Source organism: Rossellomorea sp. KS-H15a, from assembly GCF_024195245.1.
In the GTDB taxonomy this organism is placed as follows: domain Bacteria; phylum Bacillota; class Bacilli; order Bacillales; family Bacillaceae_B; genus Rossellomorea; species Rossellomorea vietnamensis.
Map to the genome: position 1 here is coordinate 279,879 of NZ_CP096886.1, position 17,301 is coordinate 297,179.

The 17,301-nt window shown below is 43.3% G+C and carries 13 protein-coding genes; 3 read left to right on the plus strand and 10 right to left on the minus strand.

Translation table 11 applies throughout. The annotated features are described in order from the left end of the window. The first annotated feature begins 16 nt into the window (after positions 1-16). A complete protein-coding gene (locus tag M1J35_RS01245; protein WP_254652544.1) occupies positions 17-2,053 on the plus strand; it encodes a methyl-accepting chemotaxis protein in 2,037 nt (678 codons plus the stop codon). A 374-nt stretch (positions 2,054-2,427) separates the two neighbouring features. Here the strand turns inward: M1J35_RS01245 and M1J35_RS01250 are convergent, their stop codons facing one another. After that, entirely contained in the window at positions 2,428-4,038 is a 1,611-nt protein-coding gene (locus M1J35_RS01250; RefSeq protein WP_254652545.1) for a hypothetical protein, read from the minus strand. Between the two features lie 310 nt (positions 4,039-4,348). Then, on the minus strand, positions 4,349-5,197 hold the full coding sequence (locus M1J35_RS01255; protein WP_254652546.1) for a LysR family transcriptional regulator: 849 nt from the start codon (positions 5,195-5,197) through the stop codon (positions 4,349-4,351). A gap of 162 nt (positions 5,198-5,359) precedes the next feature. On the opposite strand from M1J35_RS01255, the gene hutG reads away from it, so the two are divergent. Both hutG and gltS read left to right on the plus strand, forming a co-directional pair. Further along, positions 5,360-6,319 carry a formimidoylglutamase gene (gene hutG / locus M1J35_RS01260; protein ID WP_254652547.1) on the plus strand — a complete coding sequence of 320 codons (960 nt, stop codon included), beginning with the start codon at positions 5,360-5,362 and terminating at the stop codon, positions 6,317-6,319. Between the two features lie 15 nt (positions 6,320-6,334). After that, positions 6,335-7,543 carry a sodium/glutamate symporter gene (gene gltS, locus M1J35_RS01265; RefSeq protein ID WP_254652548.1) on the plus strand — a complete coding sequence of 403 codons (1,209 nt, stop codon included), beginning with the start codon at positions 6,335-6,337 and terminating at the stop codon, positions 7,541-7,543. Positions 7,544-7,657: 114 nt separating this feature from the next. On the opposite strand, the gene M1J35_RS01270 is transcribed toward gltS, so the two are convergent. From M1J35_RS01270 to M1J35_RS01305, 8 genes are all read right to left on the minus strand, one after another. Next, positions 7,658-8,701: an aldose epimerase family protein gene (locus M1J35_RS01270; RefSeq protein WP_254652549.1), complete on the minus strand. Its 1,044-nt coding sequence runs from the start codon at positions 8,699-8,701 to the stop codon at positions 7,658-7,660. Between the two features lie 33 nt (positions 8,702-8,734). Beyond that, on the minus strand, positions 8,735-10,225 hold the full coding sequence (gene galT / locus M1J35_RS01275; RefSeq protein WP_254652550.1) for a UDP-glucose--hexose-1-phosphate uridylyltransferase: 1,491 nt from the start codon (positions 10,223-10,225) through the stop codon (positions 8,735-8,737). Positions 10,226-10,241: 16 nt separating this feature from the next. Further along, entirely contained in the window at positions 10,242-11,231 is a 990-nt protein-coding gene (gene galE, locus M1J35_RS01280) for a UDP-glucose 4-epimerase GalE (RefSeq protein WP_254652551.1), read from the minus strand. A 15-nt stretch (positions 11,232-11,246) separates the two neighbouring features. After that, positions 11,247-12,413 (minus strand): galactokinase, encoded by a 1,167-nt coding sequence (locus M1J35_RS01285; RefSeq protein ID WP_254652552.1) that lies wholly within the window; start codon positions 12,411-12,413, stop codon positions 11,247-11,249. A 65-nt stretch (positions 12,414-12,478) separates the two neighbouring features. After that, complete coding sequence (locus M1J35_RS01290; RefSeq protein WP_254652553.1) at positions 12,479-14,278, minus strand: glycoside hydrolase family 2 protein; 1,800 nt, start codon at positions 14,276-14,278, stop codon at positions 12,479-12,481. A 170-nt stretch (positions 14,279-14,448) separates the two neighbouring features. After that, positions 14,449-15,438 carry a LacI family DNA-binding transcriptional regulator gene (locus M1J35_RS01295; RefSeq protein ID WP_254652554.1) on the minus strand — a complete coding sequence of 330 codons (990 nt, stop codon included), beginning with the start codon at positions 15,436-15,438 and terminating at the stop codon, positions 14,449-14,451. Between the two features lie 87 nt (positions 15,439-15,525). Further along, positions 15,526-16,356 carry a carbohydrate ABC transporter permease gene (locus M1J35_RS01300; RefSeq protein WP_254652555.1) on the minus strand — a complete coding sequence of 277 codons (831 nt, stop codon included), beginning with the start codon at positions 16,354-16,356 and terminating at the stop codon, positions 15,526-15,528. Continuing rightward, complete coding sequence (locus tag M1J35_RS01305) at positions 16,357-17,259, minus strand: carbohydrate ABC transporter permease (RefSeq protein ID WP_254652556.1); 903 nt, start codon at positions 17,257-17,259, stop codon at positions 16,357-16,359. Positions 17,260-17,301 lie beyond the last annotated feature (42 nt).

Sequence of the window (17,301 nt, forward strand, 5' to 3'; positions counted from 1 at the left end):
TCCAGGAGGAACCACCATGCTAAAACGTTTTTCATTTAATAGCTTGCGAACGAAAATGATCGTCATCTTTTCATCTGTCTTTACCATCATTCTCATTGGGTTAGCCGTTTTTTTATATGTGCAACAAAGCGAGAAGATTAAAGAAGATGCACAGACCAATTCAGAGTCCATTGTGAAGCAGATTGATTTCGGGATTAATATGTTTCTGGAGAAATATGATTCTACGATTAACGTGTTAAGTAATCAATCTCTGGTCGCAGATTATTTAAAAACTGCAGAAGATAAAGCAGGAGAGGATTCCCTGGAAACCAAAGTCCTCGAAACGAGAGTGTCCAATGAATTTGCTTCTTTCATCAGACATAACCCTGCTGTGAAGAATGTATACGTGACGGGGATGAATAAAAAAATATTAATTGAACCGTCTGTCACTCTCCCAGAAGATTTCAATCCATTGGAAGCTACCTGGTTCAAGGGTGCCAGTTCTGACGTGGAAGAAGCCTTTTGGAGTGAGCCCTATGAAGATAAGGCTTCCGGTGAGTTTATTGTGACGTTATCGAAAGTCATTACCGAACAAAACTCAAGCAAAGTGCTGGGGGTCATTGCCTTCGATATTAAAATCGACCAGCTTAATGAGCTGGTCAAATCCATTGATGTGGATTACCAGGGATACTCCTTTCTCTTCGATCAGAATGCCGTCGCAATGGTCCATCCAACAGAAAAAGGGAAAAACCTTATGAAGCTTGGGTTTATTAAAGATATGTATAACGCAAGTGAGAAAAGCGGAAGACTCGATTACGTGTTTGACAAACAGGATCGGGTATTATTTTACAATACCATCAAGGAAACAAACTGGAAGGTCGGAACGGTATACATAAAGAAAAACATGCTGGCGGAAGCAACGGATTTAAGAAATACACTCTTACTCCTCACACTACTTATCATCGTACTGATATCTGTTATCACGACGGTCGTTGCGAGAAGTATTACCAAGCCTTTGATCCATTTGAATAAGCAAGTAAATAAAGTAGCCCAAGGTGATCTGACTGCATCGGTACAATCAATATCAGGTGACGAAGTGGGGCAACTGACCAGGAACTTCAATTCCATGGTGTTGAGTATGAGAGAGATCATCCAATCGGTGCAATCCTCCGTTACTCAGGTAAAAGAATCAACAGAAAGCCTGAGTGCCATCTCCGAGGAAACGACTGCGTCAAGTGAAGAAATCGCCCGTGCCATGGACGAAGTCGCACATGGGGCAACACAGGCAGCAACAGACTCAGAAGTCGCGAACCAACGAACGATGGACTTATCGACTCAAATCGAAGAAGTAGATGCAGCATCGGATGAGTTACTCTCCCATTCAAGAAGTGCCTCCACTACAAGTGAAAACGGCCTGAAGCAAATGACAAACATGAAAGAAATGACCGGTCGATCCAACGAAGTGCTTCATACCGTGGAGTCCGTTATTCAGAATTTAACAAAGAAAATAAATGAAATTGATACAGTCATCCATTCCATAAATGCCATCTCTGATCAGACGAACCTGCTTGCCCTCAATGCAAGTATCGAAGCGGCCAGAGCCGGGGAACACGGGAAAGGATTTGCCGTAGTAGCTGAAGAAGTCAGGAAATTGGCCGAGCAATCAGCCAGGGCAACAGACCAGGTAAGGATGACCATACAAGATATCCAAACTCAATCCAAGCAGGCCACCATTGAAATGAACACCACAAGAAAAATTGCCGATGAACAAACCCTGGTCGTCAACGAAACTGAAGATGCGTTCCACTCCATTTCATCCATGATTAATAACATGGTTTCATCGATCCAAGGAATTTCACAAAAGGTGGAATTCATGACAAGTCATAAAGATGATGTCGTGGGGGCGATCCAAAGCATTTCGGCAACGGCACAGCAATCAGCTGCATCTAGTGAAGAGGTAAGCGCATCGACGGAACAACAACTGATAGCATTGAACTCCATCGCACACTCGGCTGCCAGTCTAAATGAGGCGAGTATCTCATTATCTGAGATCAGCAACAAATTCAACGTTTAATATAAGAAGAAAAAGGTGTTAGTAAATGAGTACAGAAGAATATACGTTATATTGTTATTGTGCCGAATTTCACTCCGAGATAAGAAAAAGATTCTTGATCAGAGAAACCTCTACTCAATTGGCCAGAACGCTTTCAAAAAATTTGAGTGGTCATCAAATTCAACACGTGATTCAAGATATCGAATTGATAAAGAAAAGAGATGGCAGTGTCCTGAACTATTTTATTACTTTAATTCATCCCATATTTAATAAGGCTAATAGTAATTCTTATAGCTTATAGGAATCAGCATCCCCTTTTGAAGTTATGTTCGTATAATAAATTGGGTAGAGTGAGTCATTCCCACTTTACCCTTTACCTTTACAAGCTACTAGCATTAGCTAGTAGTTTCATTTCTCAACAACCGCCTTGGAATACCTCTCTCATCCAATGCTTTATATAAACGATCTTGACCTATTTCAGCTTCTCTTCTAATAGTGGGTATGGTCTCACCATTCACATACATACTCACAGCTGTCTCTATTCTTTCCGAAATAGGGCGTTCAATTGTATTCGTTTTTCTTGTCGGTATTTCGCGCTCATGTAAGTATCGAAGTAATGTGTTGCTTACTATGCGAGTTTCATTCCTGATAGAGTCGTAGGTTTCCCCTTTTATATACATTCCAATAGCTGCATCTAACCTTTTATAGAAATCCTTTGCTTTTCGTTCAGAATTTGTTGGTTCACTACTCAGGTCCCTGGGGTTATCAAAGCACCAATAAACGTACTCTTTATACTCTTCAAAGCTCATGCCATTTCTATCAGCTACCTCAGTCATTACTTCGATAAATCGTACTAGGGTAAAATTGAACTGTTTATGCTTCGCCTCGGCCCATTCAAAGATATTGCTATCTACCTTTGAGTTATTCAAGTCAGCACGTAAAGCAATCATATTGCTGAAAGTCGTGCCACCATGCCCTACATTTAGAGGTATTACATGGTCTAAATGAATATTATTTTTGTCTCCCGTTAAGCTACAACCACCTGTAAGCATTTTCGAACTTTGTTCAATAGTAAAATCGTACGGTAGTCTTCTCATTTTGGCACGCCTATTACTAGTAAGATTCACTTGATACTCAGGGTTTTCTCTCGCCCATTTACGGCTATGTTCCCTATATCTTTCCGGATCATTTTTACGATACTCGCGTTGTTGTTTTCGAATGTGATCCTTGTTCTTGGAATAGTGAACTCTACTCTTTTCATTCAACTGCTCTTTATTTTCCTCTCGATATTGACGATAGTACTCCTTTGTATGTTCTTCATTTTCTTTTCTAAAATTCCTCCCTTTCTCCATACAACAGACTCGACAATGACTATCTTTATTAGCTAAAAACCCTTCCCTGTCTCGATACTCTTCCTTAGGCTTTATTTCTTTGCACTTCGTACAGTCTAAGAAAACATTCCCCTCATTATCTGTAAGTTTCCTCCTACCCCTTTCAGTAACCTCAACCACTTTTAAATTATTATTTTTTATCGTTACAACCGACCCTATTAATTTTTCATATTTAAAATATTTTTTACGTCTACACTCATAACATTTGCTGTCTTTTCCATAGAACCCTTTAGGAGAATGATTGTAGTCCACTATAGATTTTACTTTCTTACAATCACCACAGGTTAAAAATACTTCGCCAGATTCACTTTTATAAGCCTTTCGTGTTCTTCTTTGGTTTACTGCAACTACAGATAGAGTACTACCGTCTACTACAATAACCTCACTTAACAGCACTTCAAGCCGTTCCTCACGCTGTTTACCTCTCCCCTCTTTATAAGCTGATCCTCGCCTTTTCTTACTACATTGTTTACACTCGGAGGCTTTGCCTAAAATACCTTTTTTCTGATTATTAAATTGATCCAGTGATTTAATTTCTTTGCACATAGAACAATCCAAGTATTTTTCCCCACTATTATCAACATAGGCTTTTCGCTTTCCAGTTTTTGCAGCCATTATTACCTCTAATCCGTCCAAAAATATCTCCCCTTGACTTCACTCTATTTTTTCACCTGAAGTATAATTTTCATATTGAATTATTCTTTATGCCTATTATACAGTTCAGGAAGCACGGGGACGGTTCTATCTTCACGCGTTTTCCCACAAATTCAAGCATCAAAAATAAAATCAAATGGACAGAATCAACGGTATGAAAACCGTTGATCCTATCCCATTCGACTCTACGCCTTCCATTTTTATAAAAAAACCAATTGAGAACCGTCTCCACCTAACTCCATCTACCTTCTCCCTCGACCCCATTAAACATTCAAACAAAAAATCCTTTCATTTCCGCTATTAAATGAAATACTGCCGGTGTAAGGTTACGCTCCTTCTTATAGGCAATATACACAGTCCTTTGGAGAAATCCTGAATCGATAGAGCGTGTCACGAGATTTGGATTGGAATAATACTTAACATAGCTTTCCGGCAGAATAGCAATTCCGAGTTTGTGTTCAACCAGGCTGCAGGCTGTTTCCAAACGCTCAATTTCATATTTAATGTTTGGAGCAAGATTTTCATGATTAAATGCATGTAACACATCTTCTCTTGTCTGGAAGCCATCTGTGCTGATGATAAAATCATGTTCAGTAAGATCGTTCAAGGATATGGAAACCAGGTCATTAAGCATGTCTTCTTTGTGCATGACCAAGAGCAGTTTTTCTATATAAATTGGAATAACCTCTATTTCAATGTCATGAATCAGCTGGTTTGTGATCGTTATATGCACATCGTAATTGGTAAGAGACTCTATAACCTTTTTGTGGCCAAGCATTTCTTTGAAATGAATTTCTATAGTAGGATACCGTTCTTTAAATTGTTTTATTACTTTTGGTATCCAGTATTTCGAAGACTCAATCAACCCAATTGAGACCGTGCCGCTTCCTGTTTGCCTGATTTCCTCAAGGTCCTTTAGCATATATCCATGCCTTTTAATAAGCTCCTTAGCACGCGTGTAGAAGATTTCGCCTGATTCGGTAAGGGTTAGGTTCCTTGTATTCCTTTCCAAAAGCTGAAACCCTACCTCCTTTTCCAATTTCATAATACTGTTGCTTAAAGAAGGCTGGGAAATATGAAGTATCCCAGCGGCTTTAGAGAAATTTTTTTCATGTACCACGGTGGTGAAATAACGCAGCTTCCGGAGATCCAATTCAATACACCTCTCCTTTATAGTTAAAGACTATTAATATATATAAAAATGGTATTGGTAATTATATATTAACTCAAATATACTTTTCGTAGGAAGAAAATTCAGAATTTATAAATATCAGGAGGAAGTATGTATATTAAGCCGTCAAGGAATCAGTGGTGCGGAAGAGTCGATAGTGAAACGGACCCTTTTAGTTACCGGGTTCATCAGCAGGTACAATTACTGGATCTAACAGCTGATAAGAAGCCGGTCGGAAATGGCAGATCGTTTGGGATCATTGGCTTTAAGTGTGATGAAGGAGTTAGAAGAAACCATGGCAGAAGAGGAGCGGCTAAAGCACCGGAAGAAGTTAAGCGTGCTTTTGCTAAATTCCCCTGGCATTTGCCGATGGATACGAATGTGTTTGATACAGGTGATATTGAATGTGTCGGGGGAGATATGGAAAAGGGTCAGGCTGAGTTGGGAAAAGCCATTACCGTTTTAATGAATAAAGGAGTAACCCCTATCATTATAGGTGGTGGGCACGAGACCTTTTATGGCCACTATCAAGGGGTCAGGGGATGCTTAGGACCAAATGCAAGTATTGGAATCATTAATATCGATGCACATTTTGATATGAGGCCGTATGAGCAACAACCTTCCTCGGGTACGATGTTTAAGCAGATCTTGGATCAGGATCAAAATTGCGGATATTTAGTCGCTGGTATTCAGCAACTGGGAAACACAGCAGCCTTATTTGAGACAGCCCTTAAGTATAATGTCAGTTTCATAATGGAGGAACAGCTTTCATCCTCAGATTCTTCTGGTACATTCAAGCAGCTGGAGGATTTTACTGCAAATTACGATAATATTATTCTCACAGTATGTACAGACGTCATTCATTCTTCTTTTGCTCCCGGAGTAAGTGCCCCTTCCCCCTTTGGCCTAGAACCGAAAAAAGTGCGAGAGTTAATAAGATATGTTGTTTCAAAAGAAAAAACGGTTTCCTTCGATATATGTGAAGTGAATCCTGATTTTGATCATGACAATAAAACAATTGCATTAGCAGCACATTTTATAAAGGAAGGACTTATGCATTTTAATAAATAATTCAGGAGGTACAATATGAACTTGGCATTAAATAATGTTACTACTATTTTTTTGGCGGTTGCTTTACTTATAGGTGGCGGGTTCCTTATTAATAAAGTTTCATTCTTAAAACGTTTTTGCATTCCCGCACCAGTGGTCGGAGGGTTACTATTTGCTGTTCTTGTAACAATATTAAAGCAGACAGGACTATTAACCATTACATTAGACACCTCATTGCAAGGATTATTCATGTTGGCATTCTTTACTACGGTCGGGCTTGGAGCAAGCTTTAAATTAGTAAAGTTAGGTGGGAAGCTTCTAGTTATATATTGGCTTGCATGCGGAGTATTGGCATTATGCCAGAGTATTATAGGGATTTCCCTGGCCAGCGTTTTAGGACTTGAGCCTTTAATAGGAGTAATGATTGGGGCTGTGTCCATGGAAGGAGGACACGGAGCTGCCACTGCATTTGGTGGGACCATTGAGGAATTAGGGGTGAACTCAGCTCTTTCAGTTGGATTGGCAGCAGCAACTTTCGGGTTGATTGCTGGAGGCTTGATTGGAGGGCCGACAGTTAAATACCTTATTACGAAGTACAAATTAAATCCATCAGAAGCTGATGCATCACAGGAGGCGGCAGCCGCTAATGAAGAGGTAATGGAAAAAAATGAAGTTGGATTTAATTCTCAAAGATTTATGGTTCAACTCTTAATCATCACGTTTTGTATGGCTGCAGGTTCTTATCTTGGAGAGCTATTTTCCAGCGTTACAGGCTTTGTACTCCCTAGCTATGTTGGAGCAATGTTTGTGGCAGTTATCGTTAGAAACATCATGGATAGTGTTAATAAAAGCATTGTCGATATGAAGAGCATTGGCTTAATTGGTGATGTTACTCTTGGAATATTCCTTTCCATGGCATTAATGAGTATTAAGCTCTGGGAAGTGGCGGGTTTAGCACTTCCAATGTTAATCATTGTTTTAGTTCAGGTTGTATTCATTGTAGCTATGGGGGTCTTCGTTCTATTTAGGTTACTGGGTAAAGATTATGATGCTGCTGTCATGGTGGGAGGCTTCACCGGTCATGGCCTCGGAGCCACTCCGAATGCGATGGCCAATATGGGTGCCATTACGGATCGCTTCGGCCCTTCCCCAAAAGCCTTTTTAATAGTACCGATTGTCGGAGCGTTTCTTATTGACGTATTTGCCATGCCAATTATCATTACGAGCATAAATTTATTAAAATGATAATGACTCACTCTTTTGCCGGGCTTTAAGGTTGGCTCTATAGTTAAAACGGGGACGGTTCTGACTCTATCCTAGAGCATGAAAAGGTAGAGTCAGAACCTGTCCCATGTTTCCTTAATCCGTACCAAATGTCAGTTTGGTGATGGATTTATAAGGTTCCCCTTTTTCGATTACGGTGGTTTGGAACTGGGGATGGTGGATGGCATCGGGTATTCCTTGTGTCTCTAGGCACAATCCCAGATAGCTTTCCGACTTTGTCCCCCTGATTTCAAAATCTTCCTCGAGTTGATTTCCTGTGTAAAGCACCACTGCAGGCTGATTTGTTTCCATACGCAACGTCCGGCCGCTTCCATGTTCGGTCAAGCGGATTTGTTCTTCCCCTTTTTCTAATAAAAAGGGATGATCATACCCGTTCCCTGCCAGTTGATTTTGAGGATGAGCGGATTCAATGCTATCCTGGATCTTCCGGCCAGTGCGGAAATCAAAGACCGTTCCCTCTACATCGACTGCTTCCCCGGTCGGGACCAAGGCTTCGTCTAAAGCAAGGAATTGATTGCTTTTGAGGGTCAGTTCATGCTGCTCGATCGTCGTTTTTGCATTCCCACTTAAATTGAAATAGGTATGGTTTGTCATGTTCAGGATCGTCCGCTTATCAGAGACCGCCTCATAGGAAAAAAATAGTTCGTTCTTCTCTGTCAGTGTATACATAACCTTCACTTCTACGTTACCAGGGTATCCTTCTTCCCCATCCTTACTCAGAAGATGGTAGATCAGGCTGAGTGACCCCTTCCCTTCTTGTACTTCCACATCCCAGATTGATTTATCAAATCCTTTAAGGCCTCCGTGGAGATGATTCCCATCATCATTCTGGGCCAACGGATAGGCGATGCCATCCAACGTAAAACGTCCTCCCGCAATCCGGCCGGCATGGCGTCCGATGACCGCTCCAAAATAGGGGGAATGAAGGTCATACTCTTCAAGTGTATCAAAGCCCAGTACGATATTTTCTCGTTTGCCGTTACGATCTGGTGCAATGATCTTAGTGATAATACATCCATAATTGATGCTTGTTACTTCCATACCGGTTGAATTGCTAATGGTATGGGCGAGGATCTTCTTTCCTTCCCGTTTACCAAATTCCGAGATTGTTAGATTCATTGCCGTCTCTCCTTCATTCAATACTTCCACTGTTCATGAGAATAGATGACAGAATTTCTGAAAGGCTTCCTGTCCCTTTTGATTCCTTTTGAATACACCGGCATCTTCCAGAATCCGCTGGAACTTGCTTCCTAATTCTTGTCGAAGAACGGCACGGACATTTTCTTCATGAAGACTCACTCCATGACGTGCTTTGATGTCGTCTGCCCACTCTTGGTGATATTCCTTTAGTTCATTCTCTTTTCCGATTAAGTACTTTTCCATTTCTTCAAGCTCTGATTTTAGTCTTGCAGGCAGCACGGCGAGTCCCATCACTTCAATCAACCCAATGTTTTCTTTCTTGAGATGATGGACATCACTGTGGGGATGGAAGATCCCCATTGGGTGCTCCTCACTTGTCCGATTATTTCGCAACACTAAATCAAGCTCGTAATCCTCCCCGTTTCTCCTGGCAATCGGCGTGATGGTATTATGTGGTGTCCCATCTGTAAATGCCAGGATATCCACCTCTTCATCGGAATAGCCTTGCCACTCGTTCAGGATCCGACTTGCAGCATCCACCAGGCTGTCAGGATTGCCAGAACGGAGCCTTATCACTGACATCGGCCAATTGACAGTGGCCGCAGCGACGTCCGGATGATCACGAAATTCGAACGCGAACTCTCCCTGTGCTTTCTCCATTGCAAATTGATAGTTTCCTCCCTGGTAATGGTCATGGGACAGGATCGATCCACCGACAATGGGAAGATCAGCGTTCGAGCCCAAGAAGTAATGAGGAAACATATGCACAAAGTCAAGCAAACGGCGGAACGCTTCAGGTGTCACCTTCATGTCCCGATGTTCCTTTGAAAGGACGATACAGTGTTCGTTGTAGTACACGTAGGGCGAGTATTGAAGATACCATGGCTCATGCCCGAGTGTCATACCGATCACCCGGTGGTTGGAGCGTGCCGGGTGTCCGATCCTCCCCTCATATCCTTCATTTTCTGGACATAGCAGACATTTCGGATAGGTCACATCTTGTTTTCTTTCCCTTTCCAAAGCGATCTGGCGAGGGTCTTTCTCCGGTTTTGAGAGATTGATGGTAATGTCCAAATCTCCATACATCGTTTCCGTTTTATAATTGATATTCTTAGCGATATTCTTCGTTTGGATATAGTTGCTGTTCTGACTCAACTGGTAGAAGTAATCGGTTGCCCATTTCGGATCCTCTTCATAGTGCTCATAGAAACGCCTGTTGACATCCGACGGCCGTTGAATGAGGACATTCATCAATTTGCTCGAGAGAATGTCTTTTTCTGCATCCAGTTCGCCCACGATGTAATGGTCCTCAGCATACTGCAGGATCATTTCAAGCAGATCAGGAATCCGGACATCCACCGATCCTTCCACCTTTTCAGGGAAATCGGCAAGATTCAATAGGGAAAGCAGCTGATTTCGGGCATACATTTCGTCACACTCTTCTATTAGACCAAGATCTATCCCTCGGTTCAGGAGAGATTGAATCATTGAATAAATATCCATCTTGTCCACTCCTCCCTTACTTTTTATACCCTGCCGGATTGGCCACATGCCACTTCCACGCATCTTCAACGATCTGGCGGATGTCATTTCTTGATGGATTCCACCCAAGCACACGTTTCGCTTTTTCCGAGGATGCCACAAGAGTCGCCGGATCTCCCGCGCGCCTTTGATCGATTACTTGAGGGATCGGATGACCCGTTACCTCCCGTACACTATGGATGATTTCGAATACCGAGTACCCCTGGCTGCTTCCGAGGTTAAAGACATCGCTTTCCCCACCATTTTGCAAGTATTTCAATGCCAGGATATGTGCTTCGATCAGGTCTTCTACGTGGATATAGTCCCTTATGCATGTCCCATCTGCTGTAGGATAATCATTCCCGAACACGGAGATATGCTCACGCTTTCCAAGGGCAACCTGGAGAATGACGGGGATGAGATGGGTTTCAGGCGTATGATCTTCTCCAATCTCCCCTGATTTCCTGGCACCCGCTACATTGAAATAGCGAAGAGCCACATACTTCATGCCATAAGCCCGGTCGCACCATTTCATCATTTTCTCCATGGTCAGTTTGGTTTCCCCATACGCATTGGTTGGAATCGTTGGCAATCCTTCTGTGATCGGAACGACATCCTGGTCACCGTAAGTAGCAGCCGTGGAAGAGAAGACGATATGTTTCACTCCATACTCCTTCATGACTTCAAGCAATACTTGTGTACCATACACATTGTTATCAAAATATTCGAGTGGTTTCTCCATGGATTCACCAACCAATGAATTGGCTGCAAAGTGAAGGACCCCATCTACCTTTTCTTTTTTGAAAACATTTCTTAAAAACTCTTTATCTTTGATATCACCCTGATAGAGTTTGGCCTCAGGGTGAACGGCGTCTTCATGTCCGGTTTGCAGATTATCCATGACAACCACGTCATATCCCTCGTCAATCAGCTGATAAACGGCATGCGAACCGATATAACCGGCTCCTCCCAATACTAATATGCTCATCTGCTCCAACTCCCTTTACAATTCTTTCGCTCCATCACCGATACTCGCTGTATAGAACGTGGCTTCATAACCGATTTTTGATTTATACTGACGTCCGACTTCGTTCTTGAAGGATTCCACATGATCATTTTCAACAAGGGCAATGGCACATCCGCCAAATCCCGCACCTGTCATCCTGGCCCCCAAGGTACCCGCGTGATCCCAGGCTGCTCCCACCAACGTATCCAGCTCCACTCCCGTTACCTCATAATCATCCCGGAGTGAGATATGGGATTCATTCATCAATCGGCCAAACTCACCTAATTCCCCTTTTCGTAAAGAATGCAGGGCCTTTATCGTCCTCGCATTCTCATAGACGGCATGCTTAGCCCTCTTTTTCAAAGTGGGGTCAGCAATCAATTCCAGATGGTCATCGAATTGCTTTTCCGTTAGATCGCCTAACGCCTGAATATCCAGTTTACCTTTTAGACGGAGAAGCGCTTCTTCACATTCAGCCCTGCGCTCATTATATTTGGAATCGGCCAATTCACGTCTCTTGTTTGTATTCATAATCAGGATTTTGTGATCAGTAAGGTTTAAGGGGGCATATTCATATTGAAGCGTGTCGCAGTCCAGCAAGATCCCGCAGTCCCTCTTGCCCATACCCACAGCAAACTGATCCATGATCCCACTGTTCACACCGATAAATTGATTTTCTGTCTTTTGACCAAGCTTCACCATTTCAATCCGTTCCATATTCAATTGGAATAACTCATCCATCACCACCCCCATGAGCAACTCAAGGGATGCTGAAGAGGATAGGCCAGCTCCGTTCGGGATGTTCCCACATACCAGCATGTCGAATCCGTTCGGGATCGTTCCGTATGCATCCTGGATATAGTTGATCATACCTTTGGGATAATTCGCCCAGCCATGTTCATCCTCATATTCCAGTGAGTCCAACGAGAACTGGATGATTCCACCTTCAGGAAAGTTCGTCGAATATAGACACACGTTGCGGTCCGACCTTTCACGGACCACCCCGTATGTTCCAAATGTAATGGCACCCGGGAATACGAAGCCTCCATTGTAATCTGTGTGTTCCCCAATCAAGTTGATCCGCCCAGGTGAGAAAAACACCCTCAACTTGTCCTTCTTACGATATATTTGATAAAAATGATCGATTAAAGCGTTTTTCTCCATCGTATACTTCCTCTCTCGCTGTTAAGAAAAAGGGACCGGTTCAACTTCACTGGTCCCCATTTTTCTTAAATCGTTTCTGAATGCCACATATCGTTTATTGCCCGGATCTTCCTCAGATCACATTTAGGCTTTCGGTCATAAGTGAGAATTCCGTTGATTTCCTGTTCAACATCCGTCAGCTGCGTGTAGCAATAGCCATGAAGAACATTTGATTGATAAACGGCTTCCATGATTCTTTGATAATCCTTTAGGAATTCTTCCTCATTCGCAACAGAGGTATATCCCCAGCCTTCGTCATCCCCTATTCTAAAGCCGATCCCTCCGTATTCAGTAAGCAGGATCGGTTCACCTTGGTGGGAAAATCCATTGGCATAAATTTTGCGCTTAGCAGGCATCGAGGCAAGGATCGAGTCTTTCGTCCTCAACTCTTCTTTATAGTTCTCGTACTTTTCCCGTTCCTGTTCAGAACCATGATTATAATTATGAATCGCACAGATATCCGTCCTGGTCAGTTCCCAACCGTCATTTGAAATGACGAGCCTTGTCCCGTCAAGGGAATGAAGGAGATGGTACATTGCCAGGGAATGATGCTGTTGATGATGATCGTCCCTGACTCCAGGGATCCCCCAACTTTCGTTCAATGGAACCCATGCGATGATGGAGGGGTGATTATAATCCCTTTCAATGATTTCCATCCATTCCTTCGTTAATCGGGCAACAGCCTGATCATTAAATGAAGCCGCGGCAGCACACTCTCCCCATACCAGGAATCCAAGCTGATCGGCCCAGTAAAGGAAACGGGGATCCTCCGTTTTCTGGTGCTTTCTGCAACCATTGAAGCCCATTTCTTTCGCCAGTTCAATATCCTTCTTCAAGTCTTCATCCGACGGGGCCGTCAATAACCCGTCCGCCCAGTATCCTTGATCGAGCACAAGTTTCTGGTAGTACGGCTTATTGTTCAAATAAACCATGCCGTCTTCAGTATGAACCTTTCTCATCCCGAAATAGGTCTTGACCTGATCAAGGACGCGGCTGCCATCTTTGACCGTCATCAACACGTCAAACAAATTAGGGTTCTCCGGTGTCCAGTTCCAGCCGTCGTGATGAAATCCGGTACGGAAAATCTTTAGATTATACAAATCGAAGATCCTGCTGGTGAACGACTCGTGCAGGAGGATAGAATCTTCTACTATCTTCTCGCCTTTATAACGGATCTCGACCTCCAATGTTTTCCCCTCATAGTCCCCTGCAAGCCCGGTATCCAATTTCACACGGCCATTATCCACATCAGGGGTCCACTTAAGCTTGTCGATCCGAGTGCGGGAGACCGGTTCAATCCAGACGGTCTGCCAGATTCCCGTCGTCCTTGTATACCAGATGGATGCAGACTCTTCCAACCAGAACTGCTTACCGCGTGGAATGGTTTCGTCTTCTGAAGGGTCTTCCACCTTTACCACAATCGTCTCCCGTCCGCCTTTCAGAGAATCGGTAATATCAAATGAAAAGTTGATATGCCCTCCTTCATGGGAGCCAACGAGCTGACCGTTCACATATACCCATGCCCGGTAATCCACCGCACCGAAGTGCAATACGATGTTTTGGCCATCCCACTCTTTCGGGACTTCGAATTCTCTTTTATACCACACCGTGTCATGAAAGGCAGGGTCTCCTATCCCGCTTAACTTTGTTTGGTAAGCAAACGGCACCTGGATTTCTTTATCAAATGAGTCTGCCTTGTGAGCATACCATCTTTCCTGAGATCCAACCCCTTCGTCATCGAAGGCAAATGACCAGGTCCCATTCAAATTGATCCAGTTATCACGAACGAACTGCGGCCGCGGGTACTCTTGGCGATACGTCGTCATCACGTTCTCTCCTTTTATCTATATATAATATGTTCCTCGTTCTATATGAAAGCGTGTACAACCCCATTTTATATAACTAGTAAAAAATCGTCAATTGTTTTAGTAAAATTAAACGAAGTATTTTTACTATAAAAAAAACCATAGACCACCGTCTATGGTTTACTTGTGTATTAGAAGCTGCTTTCCCTTTTAATCAGCTCCGTACTGATAAATACTTTCTTTCCTACTTTCCGGCCAACCACTCTCTCCATCAGTAAATCGACGGCAACTTCTCCCATCATCTCTGTATGGACCTTAAGAGTGGATAATGTAGGGTATATATACTTGGACACACTGATATCATTCAATCCAATCACATTCACCCGTTCGGGCACGGCGATATTTTCTTCATGCAAGGCGCGTATCGCACCGATGGCAATGAGATCATTCCCCATGAAAAATGCTGTAGGAAGTTCTTCACCATGCTCTGTGATTGCCTTTTTCATGAGTTGATACCCATCATTGACCGTGAATGTCCCTCTGTAAATAAAGCGTTCATCCACGATGTTTCTACTCAAACCAAAGGCGAGAACGTATTTCTCCCGGAGATCTTCAATTTCACCTGATTGATCTTTATAAGATTCCCGTCCGCCTATATATCCGATTGAGGTATGGCCTTTTTCCACAAAGTAGTTCATGACCTTCTTGATCGCCTTTTCAAAATCGATCGTCACCGAGTCGAAGGATTCGTCTTCTGAACTGTGATCGACAATGACGATATTGTCTGTGATGCCGGCCATGGTCCGAACCTGCGCTTCACTGAATTTACCGACTGCAATGATCCCCTGTATCTTCTCCTGCTTCACTTCTTCCAGATCATCATAGAGATACTTGACCCATTGGGTCTCCAGCTGCTGACAGCGGGTTTCGATCCCAAAGCGTATAGACATATAATACAGGTCCTCAAGCTCTTCTTTCTCCGTATACCAATGGACGATCGCAAACTTTGAAGGCGCTGCCTTACGATCGGCACGACGTTTATATGAGAGCAGTTCGGCCACTTCGAAAATTCTTTTCCGCGTTTCATCCGTGACGGAAAGGGTACCGTCATAGTTCAACACCCGGGAAACCGTAGCGATGGAAACATTTGCTTTCTCCGCGATATCTTTAATAGTCGCCATATATACCAATCCATTCTTCCTTTATTTCTGCTTATATTAATTTTTTCATATCCGTCTTTAAAAAGGAAGGATATCTTTTGTCCATTATTACTTGATCCCTGTCTGGGTGACACCTTTGATAAAGGATCGTTGTCCGATGATGAAGATGACGACCACAGGGATGGTGGCGATGGCAGTCAATGCCATCAATCTTCCCGGAGAGGAAACGAAGCTTCCTTGTTGCATGATGGCAATACCGGTCGTAATCGTCCTCATTTCAGGGGAACTTGTTGTCAGTAACGGCCATAGGAAGTCATTGTAAATCATCATGAAGGTGAAGATCGCCAATGTCCAGATGACGGGTCGCGCTGAAGGAAGGGCCACCTTGGTAAAGACCTGCCACTTATTGGCCCCGTCGAGATATGCCGCTTCCTCAAGTTCTTTCGGAAACATCTTAAAGAATTGATACAACAGGAATACGCCGAATGCGTTCGAAGAATACGGCAGGATCAACACAGCATATGTATCCAGGAGGCCAGCCTTATTGAATCCCATGTAAAGGGGAAGGAACGTGATGACCCACGGAATGGTCAATGAACCGATAAAGAGTCCAAATAACAGCTTTTTAAATGGAATATCCAGTCTCGCCAATCCATACGCAGCGAGAGTATCAACAAATAACACAATCAGCGTCCCGATGATTCCCACCAATAGGGAATTGGTCATCCAGGCGAATACCGGTGTATCCGAGCCCCCGCTTAAACTATACGTATAATTCTCAAGGGTAAACACTTCCGGAAGCCACTTGATTCCAGCCGTGAACGCTTCCTGATCCGTTTTGAATGATGTAGCGAGCATCCAGAATAAAGGGGCGATGAAGAAAATGGCAATGACCACAGCGATAGCAATTAACAGAACATTTAACCCTTTGTTTTTCATTTATCTGGCACCTGCTTTCTTTTCTCTGGTTATCCGGAATTGAATGATGGAGATGACGATCATAATCAATGCCATCATGATCGACATGGCAGCAGCGTTCCCAAGTTGTCGTTGATTAAATCCTTCTTCCACGATATTCATCAGCAATACTTGTGTAGAAGTACCCGGACCACCCCGCGTCATAAGGTAAGGTTGTCCATACACATTGAACGAAGCGATGGTGGATGTCAGGATCACAAAGATCATGGTCGGCTTAATCGTCGGAAGAGTGATATGGATGAGACGCTGCCAGCTGTTCGTACCGTCCAGGGATCCTGCTTCATAGAGTTCTTCCGGCACATCATTCAGGGCATTGGTGAAGATGACCATGTTGAAGCCGATCGTCCACCACAGAGTGGCAATGATAATCGACACCCAGGCCCATGGTAAATCCGTCAGCCAGGGTATCGCACCCACCCCAAGCTTCTGAAGATACTGATTGATCAGACCGCTATTCGTATCGAAAATCCACAGCCAGATGATCGCAACAATGGATACGGAAACAGAATAAGGGATAAAGTACATGGTCCGGAACAAGCCTTTGATTTTTTCGGGCAGACTGTTGAGCAGCAAAGCCAGAGCAAGGCCGATGATGACCAATAGAGGAACACTGAAAATGACGAAGATAAACGTGTTCTTTAACCCTTCAAAGAAAAGGGTGTGTAAATAGGATTCCGAATCAAAGATATTCATATAATTCTTCAGCCCGACAAATTCTTTCACAGGATTGAGAAGGTCCCAATTATGTAGACTGATCCATACACCATATACGATGGGGGCGACCAGAAAGATCGAAAACAGTATGAGATATGGTAAAACAAACAGACTCGATGTCAGCTTTGATTTCCACGAGTTTTTCTGCATGAGATTCTCTCCTTTTATTTATATCGATGAACCCGTGTTCGC